Source organism: Phormidesmis priestleyi BC1401, from assembly GCF_001650195.1.
Classification (GTDB): Bacteria; Cyanobacteriota; Cyanobacteriia; order Leptolyngbyales; family Leptolyngbyaceae; genus Phormidesmis_A; species Phormidesmis_A priestleyi_B.
In genome coordinates, this window is the sequence record NZ_LXYR01000001.1 from 172,195 (window position 1) to 188,790 (window position 16,596).

The window sequence follows — 16,596 nt, forward strand, 5'->3', positions numbered from 1 at the left end:
GTCCAATCTCGGTAGTCTCTAGTACTGGCTCTGCCAGAACCGTTTTTTTGGGAAAGGCTAAGTCTTTTAGATGTAATACATAAAATCGAGTTGTCGCCGAGAGTCGCGACGATCGCGCAGCTCTTGCAGCGTATATTTTTGCAGAATTGCACTGGCAGCGCGATGAGCTTCTTGCCAGATTTCAAGAATCACTGCACCCTCTAGAGTCTTGTCGCTTTTTGCGTCGCTGTCTTGAGCATTCGGCTGCGTTTCTAACCCTTCTATGCAGATAAAGACCTCTAGAAGATTGATTTTCCAAGGCTCGCGGGCTAGAGTATAGCCGCCTTTTGCCCCGCGCTGTGAGCGGATAATTCCGCCGCGTCTGAGGGTGGCAAGCAGTTGTTCTAGATAGCGATCGGGAATATTTTGCTGGGCGGCAATCTGCCGAATTTGCAACGGTTCGCCAGTGTCGTAATGAGCCGCCAGTTCGATGAGCGCTAAAAGGGCATACTCGCTTTTACAAGAAAGTTCCACGGGTAAGATCACAGGGTAAAGGAGCAGTTCTGTCAGGTGATCCCAACACTTCTAATCATACCCCGGTTTTCCACTGGGGTTTAGTAGATTCACAGACTCACAAAAAAGCCCTGCACAAGGCAGGGCTAAATATTTACCGAATGTCAAAACCTAGAAGGTAAATGTTGTCCGAACGGTGCCAACATAAACGGTGTCGTTTGCGCTGTTGTTCTCTGGGTTGAAGATCACAATAATGCCCGGAGTAACTGAGATGTTGTTGTTCAACTGATAGCGATATAGACCCTCGACGTGGAAGGAGGAGTTCCGGTCTTCTCCCACGTTTCCAAGACTGCTGTTGGTCACTTTAGGAGGCTGACCCAGCACAATTCCTGCCAGGTTGCCTTTCTTGCCCAAATCAGGGAATGCAAGAGTCACTGCCCAGTTCCAAATGTCAGCATCTGCATTAACGATCGGGCTTTCCCGACGAGCCGTTGTATAGCCAGCCCAGCCTGCCAGCGTAAACCCAGGAGTCACACGAATAGCACCCTCTAAACCAAACTGGTCAGAAGATGTCGCCACATTGCCGAAAGGACGGTTTGCAAGAGCGCTGCCTGTAGCACTCGTGACACCAACGTTGGTGCCTTTATCGTAAGAACGGACGTAAGTAAGACCTAAATCAATGCCTTGAGTGGGTCTAAAGGCGATCTGAGCCAGAGCAGCGCTAGAGCCGTTAAACAACCCATTTGCATTCGTTGGGTCAGAGGCGTTGTCAGCAAGATAGCCCAATGACACAGTAAGAGCTTGACCCAACGGATAGTTGAGGGTTACACCCGCACCACTGGCACTGTTGCTGCTGCCCTGACGGTAAATGGGGTTAAATCGACCAAATCGAGAGATTGTGCCCTGCCCATCACTCGCTAGCAGGGGGTTGAAGTTGGGAATGTTGTTGTAAAACTCGCCGCCGATCGCGTCAACGGTCACGCTTCCTGCACCGATGGGGAAACGGTAGTAGAGCTTGTCTACAAAGATCGAGTTGTTGGCGGGAGTGCCAGAAGGGCTAGCACCCTCATAGGACAAACGTGCCATGTTGGTTCCAGTGGCAGCACCAAAATCGGTAATGTTGCGAGCTTGAAGACGAGTTAAGAGCGTATCTTTGCCCGTGAAGCTGGTTGCAAGGCTGAGACGAACTCGATCGCTAAAGGTCTGGTTTTCGTCAACGTTAGTTCTCGCAGGACCAGGAAGTCCAGCATCAATTCGTCTCTGTTGAACGGAACCGATCGCTTTGCTGCCACCCAATGCCCCAGAGAACGAGAAAATCGCTTCTCCTCTGAGCTTGGTGGTGGTGGAGAACTGCTGCTTTTCAAGGGTGGTAGCGCGAGCTTCTAGAGAATCGACGCGACCGCGCAGGGTTGCCAATTCTGCTGAAAATTCTTCCTGTAGCTTTTGCAGGGTTGCCAGGTCTTCTTTCTTAACCAGGTCAGCCGTGGAAGCCGCAATTAACTCGTTGACGCGATCGAGACATGCGTTCAAACCTGCTGCAAACTCGAAGCGAGTCAGGGCGCGATTGCCGCGAAAGGTCTTGTCGGGGTAGCCCACAATGCAGCCATAGCGCTCGACGAGCGATTGCAGTGCTTGAAACGCCCAGTCAGTGGGGCGCACGTCAGAGAGCTGAGAAACCGAGGTAACTTGGCTGACTTCGTTGTTTACCCCTTCGCTACCGTAAGCTTTTACTTGGTCGAGGGAGGCAACGCTGGTCGAAGAGGGAGCCGCTTGCGCGATTTCGAGGGGCTTGGGTGCATCAGCAGCACTCGCAATTCCAGCCGTTACGATCGTTGCAGAGATAGTCAAAGTAGCACTCAAGAGTGCTTGAGTCGCAAAAAGCGACTTTAGGGTATTTTTCATGATCACTTCCGTATTCACACCAGTAGACTGAGAAGACCCACAAAGCTTTGAATCCCAACAGGATTACCTGAAGAAATTCCAGATTTCTCTGAAAAGCTTTCTATGGACATTTCGCTAGTATACCCCAGTGGAATTCTTAATCCACACGTTGGTCAAAACTTTTAATCGAGTGCTGACTTGACTTCTAGGGCTGTTGGCAATTTTTATGTAACTTGGTACACAGAAAAGATTCATCAAATCTTCAACGTCTTGAGCGAGTGAACGATGCTTTTTGCTTGAAGGGTTTAAGAGTTTCAGCCTCTGGTAGATGTCGAGCTAAGGGGATGTCCGGCTACGATTACCCATAGAAGTTTACATTAAGTGAGACGCTATGCAATTTGTGTCTGATCCTTCGATCGCAATCAAGATCCAAAAAATGGAGGAGCGGGTGCGGTGGCAAGCAAGTGCGATCGTCGATCGAGGCATTGATCAGACGCGGCTTGTCTTGACAGATGGGCAAGACGACACTCCAGAGTTTTCGTTTTTGGTGATTGGAGATAGTGGCTCTGGGCAGCACCGGGGTCATAGCCCTCAACGGCAAATTGCCCAGCGAATGCTCGACCATCGGCAAGATTCTCGCTTTATTTTGCACACAGGCGATGTGATTTATCTAGTTGGCTCTAGCGAGTTTTATCTCAAAAATTTCATCAAGCCCTATCGAGAATTCATCGTAGGCGGTGAGCACTACAACCGGATTTCTTATGACCAAATGGTATTTAATTTGCCATTTTTGGCAGTTCCCGGAAATCATGACTACTACGATTTGCCTCTCGCTTATGGGTTGGCGATTCAGCTAACCTATCCGATTCGGCGACTGCTGCAATCGCGCCTGAACTTTGACATTGGCTGGCATGGTTCGTTTCAGGGCAAAGCATATGCTCAGGCATTTCTGGATCTGTTGCGATCGGTTGAGATGCGCGGCGGGTTAGGCGACCATCTCGATCGTCACTATACGGCTGAGACCGACACGGGGCGATGTTTGCGCTACGAACCTGGAAAATTTACGCGGCTGCCCAATCGTTATTACACTTTTCGCAGCGGTGGAATTGATTTTTTTGCCTTAGACTCCAACACGTTTAACGCGCCTGCACCGTTGCCCAAAACGTCAGAGGGGCAAGCCTATCGACGGACGTTAGAAACCCGATATGCGGCAGTAGAGCTAGAGATGCAGGAACTCCTAAAGCAATCGGGAACGTTGAATCCTAATCAACCTCAAGATGCCGAACAACTGGATGATATTCGGGTCAAGTTAGAGCAGCTTGAGGAAGTTCAACGAGACATTGATAAGCAACTGAATGTAGATGAAAGCACCGTTTCAGATGTTGCCCAGTTGGAATGGCTGCGCGATCGGCTAATCCAATCCTGGAGAACAAAAGGTGTCAGAGGCAGAGTGCTGTTTTTTCATCATCCGCCCTATGTGACTGAGGCGACTAAATGGCAACAGGCACAGACATTAGCGGTGCGGCGAAGACTGCGGCAGGTCTTGGATGAGGTATCTCAGGAGATCGGAGATTTGACCAAAGGGCGGGCGATCGTCGATCTCGTTCTCAATGGTCACGCCCACTGTTTAGAATATTTACGAACTACTGACACAGGGCACGCCGATGCCAACACAAATTGGATTGTGTGCGGCGGCAGTGGCTATAGTTTGCGCCGTCAGCGAGTTGAAGGGGCAGCGGTGACAGAATCGCTGAATGGAAGAGACACTCTGGTCGCAAAATCACAGCTATTCGTGGGGCGTGAAGGAAGAGGTTCTCAAAAGCGCCGCCCCTATTCGTTTTTGAGGATTGATGTGCGGGCAGGTGAACCTGTGAAATTTGTGATTCGTCCGTTTGTATCGGAATGGTTTCAGGGAAGGTGGCACGATCGGGCGTTGTCAGAGTTTGTTATCTAGAACAAAACGACTTCTAAAATAACTTTCTTAGGATAGACGGAAGGCATCGTTATGGAACGTAAAATGTTAGTAAAGATGTACTAAACAACTAGACCTATGGCGATCGAAACCCTTCGTAAAAGTGAAATGATGGTGCATCTGCTAGATGCCCTAGATGCAGGTGAAGATATTGGACACTATGGACGACTGGTGTTTGCAATGGTCGCTCGTCACTTTATGGATGAGGATGAATTGGTTGGCTATCTGCAAAAAGATCAAGACTTCAGTGAGGCAGAAGCAAAGACGCTTTATCAACAAGTTCAGGGAAAAGACTACAACCCACCGAAGCGCGATCGAGTTTTAGAATGGCAGTCACGTCAAGACTTTCCGATCTGTCCAAATTCAGCAAAATCAAGGAGACGTTCCACCGAAACGTCTCTACCGGATGGCTCAACCTGCGCTGACTTTGTGGAGTAGACCTCGCAACACAGCAGTCATCGTGCTCAATGTTTTGTAACCGACTTGCTCAAACAAAATCACGACTTTATCGGCTTCGTATCGCATCACAGTGCCCTCGCCCCAAGACTTGTGAATTACTCGGCTGCTGATGGGGTAGGGTTTTAGACCGCTGTCACTCGCCGAAATTCCGGCTTTGCAGTTATCACAATGTCCGCAGACTTGGTCAAGCTGCTCACCAAAATAATTGAGTACATATTTACGGCGACAATCTCGAACTTCTGCATAGCCTCGCATCATTTCTAGGCGCGATCGCTCCACGTTTGTCTTGCGCTCTTGAGCTTGCAGCACCTCAGCCGTAGCTTTGTGAAGATCGGGGCTATTTTTTGTGGCAATGACTTCATTCGTTGGCAGTGTTTCGACCACACCAGCCAGGTGCAGTTGATTGAGTAGGGTTTTGAGCTTAGATTTTGATAAATCTGTCAAGTCTTGAAGTTGTTGAAGCTCGATCGCAGCCGTTTGACTTTGAATGATTTGAGCGACTCGCTCAATCTGCTCTGCGTCTAGTTTGCTGCCGCCAGCAAAGAATCGCCGCAGATTCAAGTCTTCGGGCATATAGAACAAAATCGCTTTTGCCGGAGCGTCGTCTCGCCCAGCCCGTCCAATTTCTTGATAATAAGAGTCGATCGAATCGCTGATATTGTAGTGAAACACAAATCGAACATTATGTTTGTTCACTCCCATTCCAAAAGCAGTCGTTGCAACAATCACATCTGCATGATCATTCATAAATGCGTCTTGAGCCTGTTCGCGTTCTTTCGGTTTCATCCCAGCGTGATAGGCGATCGCGTTAATTCCTTCGCTTTTTAGCAACTCTGCAATTTGCTCCGTCACTTTACGAGTGGCAGCATACACGATTCCTGGTTTCTCTGCGTGCTTAACTCGATTGAGAAACACCTCACGCTTTTCATCATCATCTCCAAATCGCTCGATCGCCAGCCAGAGATTTGGACGATCAAATCCGCGAACTAAAACTTGTGGATCACGCATCTCCAATCGCTGAATGATTTCTTCGCGCACGGGAGGCGATGCCGTCGCAGTCAGCGCCAGCACGGGAGGGTGACCTAACGCATCAATCACCGCTCCCAAGCGCAAATAATCGGGGCGAAAATCATGACCCCATTCGCTAACGCAGTGCGCCTCATCCACAACAAACAGCGACGGTTTTGTGACTTGCAGATGCTCGATCGTATCGGGGTTGTTAAACTGTTCGGGTGCCAAAAAGAGATATTCGAGTTTGCCGTCTGCCCACTGCTCAAAGATTTCAGCTCGCTGCTGAGGATGAATGGTTGAGTTGACGACGGCTGCCGCACCCACATCTTGATGGTCAATCGTTCCGACCTGATCGTGTTGAAGTGCCAGAAGAGGCGAGATGACGATCGTGGCTCCTGGAATCTGAGACGCAGCTAGCTTGTAAATTGCTGATTTCCCAGAGCCTGTGGGCATTACAGCAAGGGTGTCTCTACCGTCTAAAATCGATTGGACTGCCGCTTCTTGACCGGGACGCAAATTGTCAAAACCGAGACGATCGTGAGCAATCTTCTGAAGAGATAGAGTCTGCTTAGGAGTCTTCGTCATTATTAAAGTGATTAAAATCAATAAAATCTAAAGGAAAATTGCGTTAGTAGAGACATTTTGTAGAGCGTCTCTACTAACGATCGTTAAGTCGTGAAATTTGAGGGGATTAGCGATCGCCAAGTCCGCCTAATAGTGCAGCCACTCCCAGTGCAGCGACAGCAAATGCCCCGATCGCAAATGCCGGACCTTTATCGAGCATATCAGCAATACTAGGAACTTCTAGCTTGTCAAAATCACCATTCACTTTGTCATAGCCTTGAATCGGTTCATACAAATTGTTGGGAGCGTCTTCAGATTTAGGCTCATCGGTTTTTTGGAATGGGAACGCGATCGCCAACAGCAACGCATCTACAAGTCCGGGTGAAATTCTTTGTGCGATATCTAGAATGCGACCCACATCACTAACAATGTAGTCACGAACAGGATTTTCTGCTGCATAGAGAATGGCATCCGTAACCAAACTTGCATTGTAGTAGGGCGGAACTCCCGTTGGTTTTACGCCTAGTTTTGTTTTACCTTTGTTGTAGAACGGCGTATTGATCACACCCGGCATAATGTTAGTGACACTGATCGGGTAGCCCTCATTTTTGAGTTCGAGTCGCATTGCATCAATGAACCCGATCGCACCGTGTTTAGCCGCAGAATAAGCGCTTTGATAAGGCAACGATCGTCGTCCCTCTAACGAAGTAACGTGAATCGACGCGCCTCGTCCTTCTCGTTTTAGATAAGGTAAAGCCACCATCGCGCCATAAACCTGTCCCATCAAGGTGACATCAATGACTCGTTTGAACTCTTCAGGAGTCACGTTATCAAAGTTCGCAAACACACTGGTTGCGGCGAGACTAACCCACGTATCTATCCGCCCAAAGTGCTCAACGGTTTTCTCAGCGATCGCTTTGACTTGCTCAAAATCAGCGACATCGGCAGGAACAGCGATCGCGTCGCCTCCGCTTGCAGAGATTTCCTCGACCAGCGTATCTAATCCCTCTTTGCTGCGAGCCGCCACTACAACTTTTGCGCCTTTCTGAGCAAACTTTAGAGCCGTGTCTCTACCAATTCCGCTTGACGCTCCAACCACTACAACGACTTGTTGATCAATCGGTTTTAAGTTCATTTGTTATTCCTTCGCTTTTATGGTTGTTGATTCTCGCGAAAAGTGATCTAAAGGATTTCTTCTTGGGCTTCTAAATCTTGTCGCTCATCATAATCGTCTGATGATTTAGGTTCTAGCTCCCAGCGTTGGTCATCCCGTTGTTCTAAAATCTCAGTGGTGTGGAGATAATTAAAATCACTCATTTCTAGACCGACTGCTTTACCCAAATCGTCTACGACACTCATATCAGGTGTGTTGACAGTGCCACCGACCGACTCGTCACCAACCGCATTCGCTTGCTCATAGTTGGCATCAATATCACCGCCCGTCAATTCGGGGGTTGCCTCGTTGAGATCTTGCATTCGATTCAGCATCGTTCGACCGCCGATGCTAAACCCTGGCACATCGTGAACGCCCGTTCCATAAGACTCTGTGAGTTCTTGCGGCACATCATCACCCGCAATTTCTTCGTCGCCTTCTGGCTCTTCTAACCGCTCAATATTGCCGCCAAGATCGTGAACTGCTGACTCAAGATCATCGCGGTCGGTTTGGCTAGGTTCGGCATATTCTGCATCAGACATGGTCGTTGCTCCAAAACTATCCGTTCATAAACGGTAACGAATTTCAAAATTCATAGAAATCTTCAAATAGGTAGATCGCCCATGCTTTGAGACTGAGATCTTTCTCTAGACAGAGGAGAGCTTACCTCTATAGAGCGAGGAGCGAGATTGCGCCTCAGACATAGGCTTAACGGTGCTTAGCAAGGCAGGATCTGCTGACGACTCAGATTGCTCCATCGCCCTTAAAAGAAGCGTCAGAATGCAAGGAGAAGCTGCAATGGTTACAAATGGTCAAACCAGTGATAAAAAAAGAGTCGCCATTCTCATTGAGCAAGGCGTAGAAGATGCAGAATTTCAGATTCCCTATACTGCGTTGAAGAAAGCGGGAGCCGACGTAGTAGTTCTGGGTTCTCGAATGAATGAGGAGTATAAAGGCAAACAAGAGAAAGTTTCAATTAATGCTGATGCAACCACTACAGAATCGATCGCGGCTGATTTTGACGCAGTGATTATCCCCGGTGGGATGGCTCCTGACAAAATGAGAACCAACATGAAGACGGTTCGTTTTGTGCAAGATGCTTTTGCAGCCAGGATTTTAGTTGCCTCTGTCTGCCATGGTCCGCAGGTTTTGATTGAGGGCGATTTGCTGAAAGGAGTCAGAGTTACTGGCTTTCGCGCAATTCGCAAAGATATGCAAAACGCAGGCGCGAATTATGTGGATGAGCCGTTGGTCATTGACGACAATTTGATTAGCTCTCGTCGTCCGGGTGATTTACCGATCTTTGCCACGGCGATTTTAAAGAATTTGGGATTGTCGATCGCAGACACCACTCTGCCCGATCTTAGCGATCGAGATGCAGGCTGGTGGAAGCTAGGCGAAGAGTGGGGCGGCTCTAGCAAAAGCGAGATTGTGAGTGCGATCAATACGGCGATCGCGGGTGAGCGCTACGGGTTTGAAACCTTTGAACACTACGCTTCAAGCGCTCCTGACGAAGCAATGCGAGAACTCTTTCAGGAGATTCGTGTTAACAAATCGCGTCACATTCAGATGCTTGAATCGCGTCTGGGAGTATTGGGCGAAACTCCTTCACTGCAAGCAAACGCCAGCGGTGCCTTTGCAACCTTGAAGACCTTCTTCCAAACCAGCCAAAACGATGTCGAGATTCTGCGTCGGGCATTGGGAGATTTGCAGACGGGCGTAGTGGATGTCTACAGTTTGCGGAACAAGCTCACCGACCCAGCGACGGTCGTCATTTTTGACGAAATGGAAATCACTCTGGCAAAAGACGAGCAGCGAATTGCTGATCTCTATAAAGATCGTTTAGTTGGAGTGCCAGAGGCTCCTAAACCGATGAGCAAACCTGCCGTAAGTGGTGGTTGAGCAAACGACTTTTGTAGAGACATTATGTGTGATGTCTCTACAAAAAATGAACCTCTTGCACAAATCCTGAAAGCTGTCTAAGCCAGCAATCTGGGAGATTTGAAAGAGTCATCGATCACACAAACAGAGACAACATTCTATAGAGAGCCATCATGGAAACAGAAGCAGGAAAAATCAATCAAAGTCAAGCCGAAACCGACGAGACGATATCAGACAAAGAACGCTGGGCATCGATCGTCGGTGGCAGTGCAATGGTGCTGATGGGATTGCAACAGCGATCGCTGCGAGGAATTCTAACGGCAATTGCTGGCGGAGGTCTTGCTTATCACGGCGCAACCGCAGATAAAAGTCTTCAAGACAAAGTGGTAGATGCAACGGGTATCAACAAAGCGATTAGAGTTGAGAAAACCGTCACCATTGATAAATCGGCTGAAGAACTCTATAACTATTGGCACAACTTTGAGAACCTGCCAAACTTTATGAAGCACGTCAAATCGGTTCAGGTGCTCGATATGCGGCGGTCTCACTGGGTCGCCAACGCGCCTTTAGGTCAAACGATCGAGTGGGATGCTGACATCATCAACGATCAGCCGAATCAACTAATCGCCTGGGCATCTGAAGAGGGCGCACAGGTCGATAACTCTGGCTTCGTGCGGTTTTCTCCTGCCCCTAGCGATCGCGGCACCGAGGTCAAAGTAGTGATGGAATACAACGTGCCGGGGGGGATGGTGACAGCCGCGATCGCCAAACTATTTGGTGAAGAACCCGAACAGCAAATCGGGGACGAACTGCGTCGATTTAAGCAACTGATGGAAACGGGTGAAATTGCCACGACCGAAGGGCAATCAAGAGGTCAATAACTTGCGGAGACGTTCTAAATGAAAGCTGTTTGCTGGCACGGTGCTAACGATGTTCGGGTTGATAACGTTCCTGACCCGAAGATTCTCAATCCACGGGATGCCATTCTCAAAGTGACGGCAACCACGATCTGCGGGGTCTGACCTACACATTTACGATGGCTACATCCCTTCAATGATGCCGGGTGACATTATCGGGCATGAATTCGTCGGCGAAATCGTCGAGACGGGGCGTGAAGTCAAAACGTTGAAAAAGGGCGATCGAGTCGTTGTCTCTTCAATGATAAGCTGTGGTCAATGTCGCTACTGCAAACATCAAGAGTGGTCACTGTGCGACAACTCAAATCCTAAAGGGGCGCTGCAAGAGCCGCTGTTTGGCTTCAGCACATCGGGAATTTATGGCTACTCCCACCTATTTGGCGGTTATGCAGGGGCACAAGCCGAATATGTGCGGATTCCGTATGCCGATTATGGTGCTATCAAAATCCCTGAAGGACTGACCGACGAGCAAGCTTTGCCCATTTCGGATGCCTTCCCGACTGGGCTTATGGGTGCAGATCTGTGCAACATTAAGCGCGGCGATATCGTTGCCGTTTGGGGCTGCGGTCCGGTGGGTCAATTCACGATTCGCAGTGCCTACATGCTGGGAGCCGAACGCGTCATCGCCATCGATCGCGTCCCCGAACGCTTAAAAATGGCAAGAGAGCAGAGTGGAGCCGACACCATCAACTATGAAGAAGTGGGCGCAGGCGAAGCCCTCAAAGAGATGACTGGCGGACGCGGACCCGATGCCTGCATTGATGCTGTCGGGCTTGAAGCTCACGGCATGGGCTTTATGGGTGCTTATGACGAAGTAAAACAAGCTGTGAAACTGTCGATCGATCGTCCTTACGTCATTCGCCAAATGATTCTTGCCTGTCGCAAAGGCGGCACTCTGTCAATCATGGGCGTTTATGCTGGTTTCCTCGACAAAATGCCAATGGGTGCCGCGTTTAGCAAAGGCTTGACCCTGAAAATGGGACAAATGTTTGGGCAAAAATATATCCCTATGCTGCTCGATCGGGCTGTCAAAGGTGAGATCGATCCGTCCTATGTATTCACGCACCAGATGCCTCTAGACCAGGCTAAACAGGCATATGAGACGTTCAAACACAAAAAGGACAACTGCATCAAAGTTGTGCTGAAACCCTAATTCATTTCTGCAATTCTTTATTTACTGGCTGCGACTCAAATGCTCAAATCATTAACCACTCTCCTATCCAGCATTCTGTTATTTGTGGGTTTGTTATTTAGCAATCCTGCAACGTTTCAAGCGGTGGCAGCGGTCACGCCTGATGCGGCAAAACAAGTAATCAAAGAGGCTGATAGTGTTCAAGAGGCAACCCGAAATCTGAAAGCGTTAGACTCTTCAGAGATTCTTAAAAATCACGGCACTTTAGACACCACAAAAGACGTTCTGAAGACGAGCGCTCAAGACCGAATCACCGATCGACCAAAAGGCGATCCTTTAATCAGCACTGCCGAAGAAAAAATCAAAGAAGCGGCTGAAAACGTCAAAGAAAAGCTCAACCTTAACGAGCCAATTCCTGAAAGCACCAAAAAGTTTGGCAGACAGCTAACTGGGAAAGCAGACGATGCCGCAGACGAAGTTGGAAAAGCGACTGATACGGTCACAGGTAAATCTTGACAAGTCGTTGAAGATATCGCAGACAAATCTAAGGCTGCGGCAAAGGAAAGCAAGGAAGCGATAAAATCTAACGCTAGAGATATGACAAACTTATCGAAACCTGGTTACTACCAGACAAAGCGATAGATTGTCAACACTAACAACGCTCAAATAAATCATCAATGGGTAATGGATTGCACTTGAGAATCCATTACCCCTGATTCACAAATTCACTGTGGAGAACCCTCAAATGAAAGCAGTTTGCTGGCGCGGTGCAAAAGACGTTCGAGTCGAAAATGTGCCTGACCCAAAAATTCTTAACCCTCGCGATGCGATCGTCAAAATCACCTCAACCGCGATTTGTGGCTCTGACCTGCACCTCTATGACGGCTTTATCCCCAGTATGATGTCGGGCGACATTATGGGGCACGAGTTTATGGGTGAAATCGTCGAGCTGGGTACTGGAGTCAAGAATTTAAGCATTGGCGATCGGGTCATCGTTCCATTCACGATTTCGTGTGGAAGCTGTTATAGCTGCAAAACTGCCCAGTGGTCATTGTGCGATAACTCGAATCCCAATGCGTTTATGGCAGAAGCGTTATACGGTTACTCCGCAGCAGGACTGTTTGGCTATTCTCACATTTTTGGCGGCTATGCTGGGGGTCAAGCAGAATATGCCCGTGTTCCCTTTGCAGATGTGGGTTTATACAAAGTTCCTGAAGGCTTGACTGACGATCAAGTGCTATTTCTGAGCGACATTTTTCCGACGGGCTACATGGCAGCAGAGAACTGCAATATCAAACCTGGAGACACCGTTGCGATTTGGGGTTGTGGTCCGGTTGGGCAGTTTGCGATTCGCAGTGCCTTCTTACTGGGAGCGGAGCGAGTGATCGCGATCGATCGCTTTCCCGATCGCTTAAAAATGGCAAAAGAGCAAGCAGGCGCAACAGAAGTCATTAACTACGAAGAAGTAGATGCAGGCGAAGCCCTCAAAGAAATGACTGGAGGACGCGGACCCGATTCCTGTATCGATGCGGTCGGCATGGAAGCTCACGGCACAGGTCCCGATTATCTCTACGACAAAGCGAAACAAGCCGTTCGATTGGAAACCGATCGCCCAACTGCCTTGAGACAGGTCATCGTCGCGTGTGGCAAAGGCGGCACCGTTTCGATTCCAGGAGTGTACGGCGGCATTTTGGACAAGATACCGTTTGGAGCAGCGTTTAACAAAGGGCTGACGATGAAAATGGGTCAAACCCACGTCCATAAATACCTTGACCCTTTGATGAAACACATTCAAAACGGCGACATCGACCCTTCGTTTGTGATTACGCATCGGATCTCGATCGACGATGCTCCTCAAGCTTACGAAACCTTTAAGCACAAGAAAGACAATTGTATCAAGGTTGTAATCAAGCTATAGAAGCTGTCGGAAGATCCCCAATTTGAAGTTGGGGATTTTTTTATGCAAAAAAAGGTGTGTTGCAGAAACACCACAACACACCTAAGAATCTGAATAGAATATAATCCTCAGCAGTGGTTGATTATAAAAGATAACGGGTCACACATCAGTTTAGTTAGCGCTAGACTCAACGCCTGAACTGATAGTTTTGTCATCCGGTTTTTGTTTGCGGTGCCAGCTTCCATCCTGACCACGCTCAAAACCCTGCTTGACGCTATTCCAAGCAACACTCATCGCAGCATCTTTGCTGAGACCATCGTTTTGAGAGTTTTGAAACGCCGCTAAAAATACCTGCTCAGATCCATCCAGCAGTTTGTCAGTTACTTCAGCAGGTAGACCCATACTTTGCTGATCGACATCTGCATCATCTCGTTTTGCGGCTTCTTGATCGGAGTCTCGGTTAGACATTGCCTCCTCAGAGGGTTCTCCGATCTGCGTACCCATTTGCTCTTCTGACATATCAATTCTCCTAGGGTTAAAATCTGAGATCATGATAAGCAGCCCCTCTAGACGCGTCCTCTTCCCAAATGTAGGTTACCTGACATCTTGCACCAATCTCAATAAGCCGATTTTGCAACGGAGCAGAAGGACTTTTAGACTTTTTTATTCTCAACAAGCGTGGTTTTAGCTCAGGTGCAAGATCTGAGTTACGTTACAAAACCGCCTCTATCTTGGGTCAGCCCAACACACAGCCCGATCGCCCAGGCAGATGCAGTTCCAAATGTTGCTCAACCCACTGGATGTCAGCAGAGCCATACAACAGCTTACTTTGGGGCTTTAGGTCGGATTGATTGAGCGTGAGTTCAGCCGAAGTTGTTCCTGCATTGACTGCAATCACTAAGGTGTCATCTCCTAGTGTGCGAGCAAATACATAAACGGTTCCTTCAGCGTGAAGAACTTTGTAGTTTCCCGTTCGCAAAGCCGGATGAGCGTGACGCAGCGCAATCAGTTGTCGGTGACACTCAAATATCTTGTAATTCCAATCAGATTTAAGTGGAAAGCCACGACGAGAATCAGGATCGAGGGCACCTGGCAACCCAACTTCGTCACCATAATAAATGCTGGGCGCACCCGGAAACGTCAGCAGCAATAGGGTCGCGAGTTCGACGCTGGGCTGATCACCGTCCGCGATCGACAGCAGCCGAGCCGTATCGTGACTGGCTAAGAGATTGAGTTGAGTGAGCTGAATCTCCCAATCATAGAGCGCCAACAGTGCCCGAATTTTTTCAGCATACTCCGCCGCAAACAGAGGAGGAGAGGGTTGATAATCTCGGCTTTGCACTTGACTGATATCGACTCGATCGCCCGCCACAAACGCGATCGTCGGACCTGTAAACAGATAGTTCATCACGCCATCAAACTGCGTTCCATCAAGCCATTGGCGTGAGTCACCCCACACCTCACCCACGATGTAGGCTTCGGGATTGACGGCTTTGACCCGATCGCGGAATTCTTGCCAAAATCCAGGCGTTTTGATCTCAAATGGCACATCTAATCGCCAGCCATCTACGCCGAATTTAATCCAATATTCGGCAATCTCCATGATGTATTCGCGCACCTCGGAATTGTCGTGATTAAACACAGGTAACGCGCGATTGCCGTCCCACCCTTCGTAGTTAGCAGGATATTCGCCGTTATAGGCATTGACGGGCCATTCATAAACTTTAAACCAGTCAACCCAAGGAGAATGCGGACCGTTTTCAAGCACATCATGAAAGAAGAAAAAACCGCGACTAGAGTGATTAAATACTCCATCTAAAACGACCTTAATATCTCGTCGATGCGACTCTTCTAACAGGGCTTGAAACGCATCATTGCCGCCCAACATTGGGTCGACCTGATAATAATCGTGAGTGTGATATCGGTGATTGCTAGCCGATTGAAAGATGGGCGTAAAGTAAATCGCATTGATGCCCAAATCTTGAATATAGTCGAGCTTTTCAGTCACACCCCAAAGGTCGCCTCCTTTATAGCCTTGCAGCGTTGGAATGGCGTGCCAATCTTCCCAGCGATCGTGGTGATGCAGCCGCTTGCGTGCCGTCTGACTTTTGGCAAAGCGATCGGGGAAAATTTGATAAAAAACCGCGTGTTTCACCCAGTCTGGTGTTTGAATTTGCATGAGTGCCTTTCTAGTCCCTTTATCGCTAGGTTACAAGCACTCAACAATTTCTACAGTCCTACCTCTGGTAGAAAAAGCAGGGTTTAGGAGGCAAATATTAAATTTTAGGTAGAAAATCAATCCTGACTTTCTGAGTGAGGCAAGATACCCATAATTTGAGGGTCACGCCATGCAATTAAAAGATTTAGTCGAACACAACACCGTTGTTAACTTATCAACCCTGACGAGCGACAAAGAACTCGTCACCGATCTGCAAACTCGCCTCAGCGCGATCGGGTTTCTCACCGGAGATCCCAGCACTGCGATTGATGGTGTGTTTGGGGCGATGACTAAAGATGCGCTCGATCGCTTTTGCAAAGCGGCTCATCTCAACAACTCCAGCACGGGCGTGTTTGGAGCCACTTTTGCTCGGAAGCTGATCGATACCCGTCCTCCGGTAATGCCAGTTACGCCAACGTTGGTAGCAAAACCTCAGCCCACGTCCGATGCACTGGCAACGGCTCTTAAATTCACCCTGCTCTGGGAAGGCGGCTATGTGAATCATCCTGATGATCCCGGTGGTGCCACCAACAAGGGCGTGACTCAAGACACCTACAACACCTACCGGATCAACAATCGGCTCTCGACTCGCAGAGTGGATTTGATCACCGATGCAGAAGTTCATGACATCTATTTGTCGATGTATTGGAAGCCTTCACAAGCCAATATTATGGTGTTGCCATTAGCGATCGCTCATTTTGACACTGCTGTTAACTTTGGAGTGGGAGGCGCGATCGAGTTTTTGCAAGAAGCACTGGAGATCAGCGCCGATGGCATTTTTGGTCCAGGAACTCAGGCGGCTCTGTTAGCCAACAACAACGCTCAAACCGCTCAAAAAATCGTTCGGGGTCGGATTTACTATCGCAATCAGCGCGTAAATTCTAACCCCACTCAAGGGGTCTTTCTAACGGGCTGGCTAAACCGAGATAATGACCTGGGCGGATTTTTGCAAAGCCTGGATGTCTCGATCGCTTAAAGCGCGATCACCGATAATAAACCTAACCTGCGTCATAAAATTC

At 48.7% G+C, this 16,596-nt stretch carries 16 protein-coding genes; 9 read left to right on the forward strand and 7 right to left on the reverse strand.

The window, feature by feature from the left end; translation table 11 throughout:
- Nucleotides 1–66: 66 nt before the first annotated feature.
- Entirely contained in the window at nucleotides 67–513 is a 447-nt protein-coding gene (locus A8707_RS00890; protein ID WP_068814383.1) for an RrF2 family transcriptional regulator, read from the reverse strand.
- A gap of 150 nt (nucleotides 514–663) precedes the next feature.
- Entirely contained in the window at nucleotides 664–2,394 is a 1,731-nt protein-coding gene (locus A8707_RS00895; RefSeq protein WP_068814384.1) for an iron uptake porin, read from the reverse strand.
- Between the two features lie 370 nt (nucleotides 2,395–2,764).
- On the opposite strand from A8707_RS00895, the gene A8707_RS00900 reads away from it, so the two are divergent.
- Nucleotides 2,765–4,327 (forward strand): metallophosphoesterase family protein, encoded by a 1,563-nt coding sequence (locus A8707_RS00900; protein WP_068814385.1) that lies wholly within the window; start codon nucleotides 2,765–2,767, stop codon nucleotides 4,325–4,327.
- A gap of 96 nt (nucleotides 4,328–4,423) precedes the next feature.
- Nucleotides 4,424–4,783, forward strand: coding sequence for a hypothetical protein (locus tag A8707_RS00905; RefSeq protein WP_197484550.1), 360 nt, complete (start codon nucleotides 4,424–4,426; stop codon nucleotides 4,781–4,783).
- Here A8707_RS00905 and A8707_RS00910 read toward each other — a convergent pair.
- The 3 genes from A8707_RS00910 to A8707_RS00920 all read right to left on the reverse strand — a co-directional run bounded on the left by A8707_RS00910 (nucleotide 4,757) and on the right by A8707_RS00920 (nucleotide 8,074).
- Nucleotides 4,757–6,400 carry a RecQ family ATP-dependent DNA helicase gene (locus A8707_RS00910; protein WP_068814386.1) on the reverse strand — a complete coding sequence of 548 codons (1,644 nt, stop codon included), beginning with the start codon at nucleotides 6,398–6,400 and terminating at the stop codon, nucleotides 4,757–4,759. The genes A8707_RS00905 and A8707_RS00910 overlap by 27 nt on opposite strands.
- A gap of 106 nt (nucleotides 6,401–6,506) precedes the next feature.
- A complete protein-coding gene (locus A8707_RS00915) occupies nucleotides 6,507–7,514 on the reverse strand; it encodes an SDR family oxidoreductase (RefSeq protein ID WP_068814387.1) in 1,008 nt (335 codons plus the stop codon).
- Between the two features lie 47 nt (nucleotides 7,515–7,561).
- The gene (locus tag A8707_RS00920; protein WP_231947880.1) at nucleotides 7,562–8,074 is read right to left on the reverse strand and encodes a DUF6335 family protein; all 513 of its coding nucleotides are present in this window, start codon (nucleotides 8,072–8,074) and stop codon (nucleotides 7,562–7,564) included.
- 256 nt (nucleotides 8,075–8,330) lie between these two features.
- Between A8707_RS00920 and A8707_RS00925 the strand changes: the two genes are divergently transcribed.
- The 6 genes from A8707_RS00925 to A8707_RS00945 all read left to right on the forward strand — a co-directional run bounded on the left by A8707_RS00925 (nucleotide 8,331) and on the right by A8707_RS00945 (nucleotide 13,380).
- Nucleotides 8,331–9,434, forward strand: a complete 1,104-nt coding sequence (locus tag A8707_RS00925; RefSeq protein WP_068814487.1) for a DJ-1/PfpI/YhbO family deglycase/protease — start codon at nucleotides 8,331–8,333, stop codon at nucleotides 9,432–9,434.
- 152 nt (nucleotides 9,435–9,586) lie between these two features.
- Nucleotides 9,587–10,294, forward strand: a complete 708-nt coding sequence (locus A8707_RS00930; protein ID WP_068814388.1) for an SRPBCC family protein — start codon at nucleotides 9,587–9,589, stop codon at nucleotides 10,292–10,294.
- 18 nt (nucleotides 10,295–10,312) lie between these two features.
- Complete coding sequence (locus tag A8707_RS29425) at nucleotides 10,313–10,435, forward strand: hypothetical protein (protein WP_231947881.1); 123 nt, start codon at nucleotides 10,313–10,315, stop codon at nucleotides 10,433–10,435.
- Nucleotides 10,436–10,466: 31 nt separating this feature from the next.
- Nucleotides 10,467–11,483, forward strand: a complete 1,017-nt coding sequence (locus A8707_RS00935) for a zinc-dependent alcohol dehydrogenase (protein ID WP_231947882.1) — start codon at nucleotides 10,467–10,469, stop codon at nucleotides 11,481–11,483.
- Between the two features lie 39 nt (nucleotides 11,484–11,522).
- Nucleotides 11,523–11,978, forward strand: a complete 456-nt coding sequence (locus A8707_RS00940; RefSeq protein WP_068814389.1) for a hypothetical protein — start codon at nucleotides 11,523–11,525, stop codon at nucleotides 11,976–11,978.
- A gap of 229 nt (nucleotides 11,979–12,207) precedes the next feature.
- Nucleotides 12,208–13,380, forward strand: a complete 1,173-nt coding sequence (locus A8707_RS00945) for a zinc-dependent alcohol dehydrogenase (protein WP_068814390.1) — start codon at nucleotides 12,208–12,210, stop codon at nucleotides 13,378–13,380.
- Between the two features lie 150 nt (nucleotides 13,381–13,530).
- On the opposite strand, the gene A8707_RS00950 is transcribed toward A8707_RS00945, so the two are convergent.
- Nucleotides 13,531–13,878: a ChaB family protein gene (locus A8707_RS00950; protein ID WP_231947883.1), complete on the reverse strand. Its 348-nt coding sequence runs from the start codon at nucleotides 13,876–13,878 to the stop codon at nucleotides 13,531–13,533.
- Nucleotides 13,879–14,095: 217 nt separating this feature from the next.
- Nucleotides 14,096–15,538: a glycoside hydrolase family 13 protein gene (locus tag A8707_RS00955; RefSeq protein ID WP_068814391.1), complete on the reverse strand. Its 1,443-nt coding sequence runs from the start codon at nucleotides 15,536–15,538 to the stop codon at nucleotides 14,096–14,098.
- Nucleotides 15,539–15,707: 169 nt separating this feature from the next.
- Here A8707_RS00955 and A8707_RS00960 point away from each other — a divergent pair, with 169 nt between their 5' ends.
- Entirely contained in the window at nucleotides 15,708–16,553 is an 846-nt protein-coding gene (locus A8707_RS00960; protein ID WP_068814392.1) for a glycosyl hydrolase 108 family protein, read from the forward strand.
- Nucleotides 16,554–16,596 lie beyond the last annotated feature (43 nt).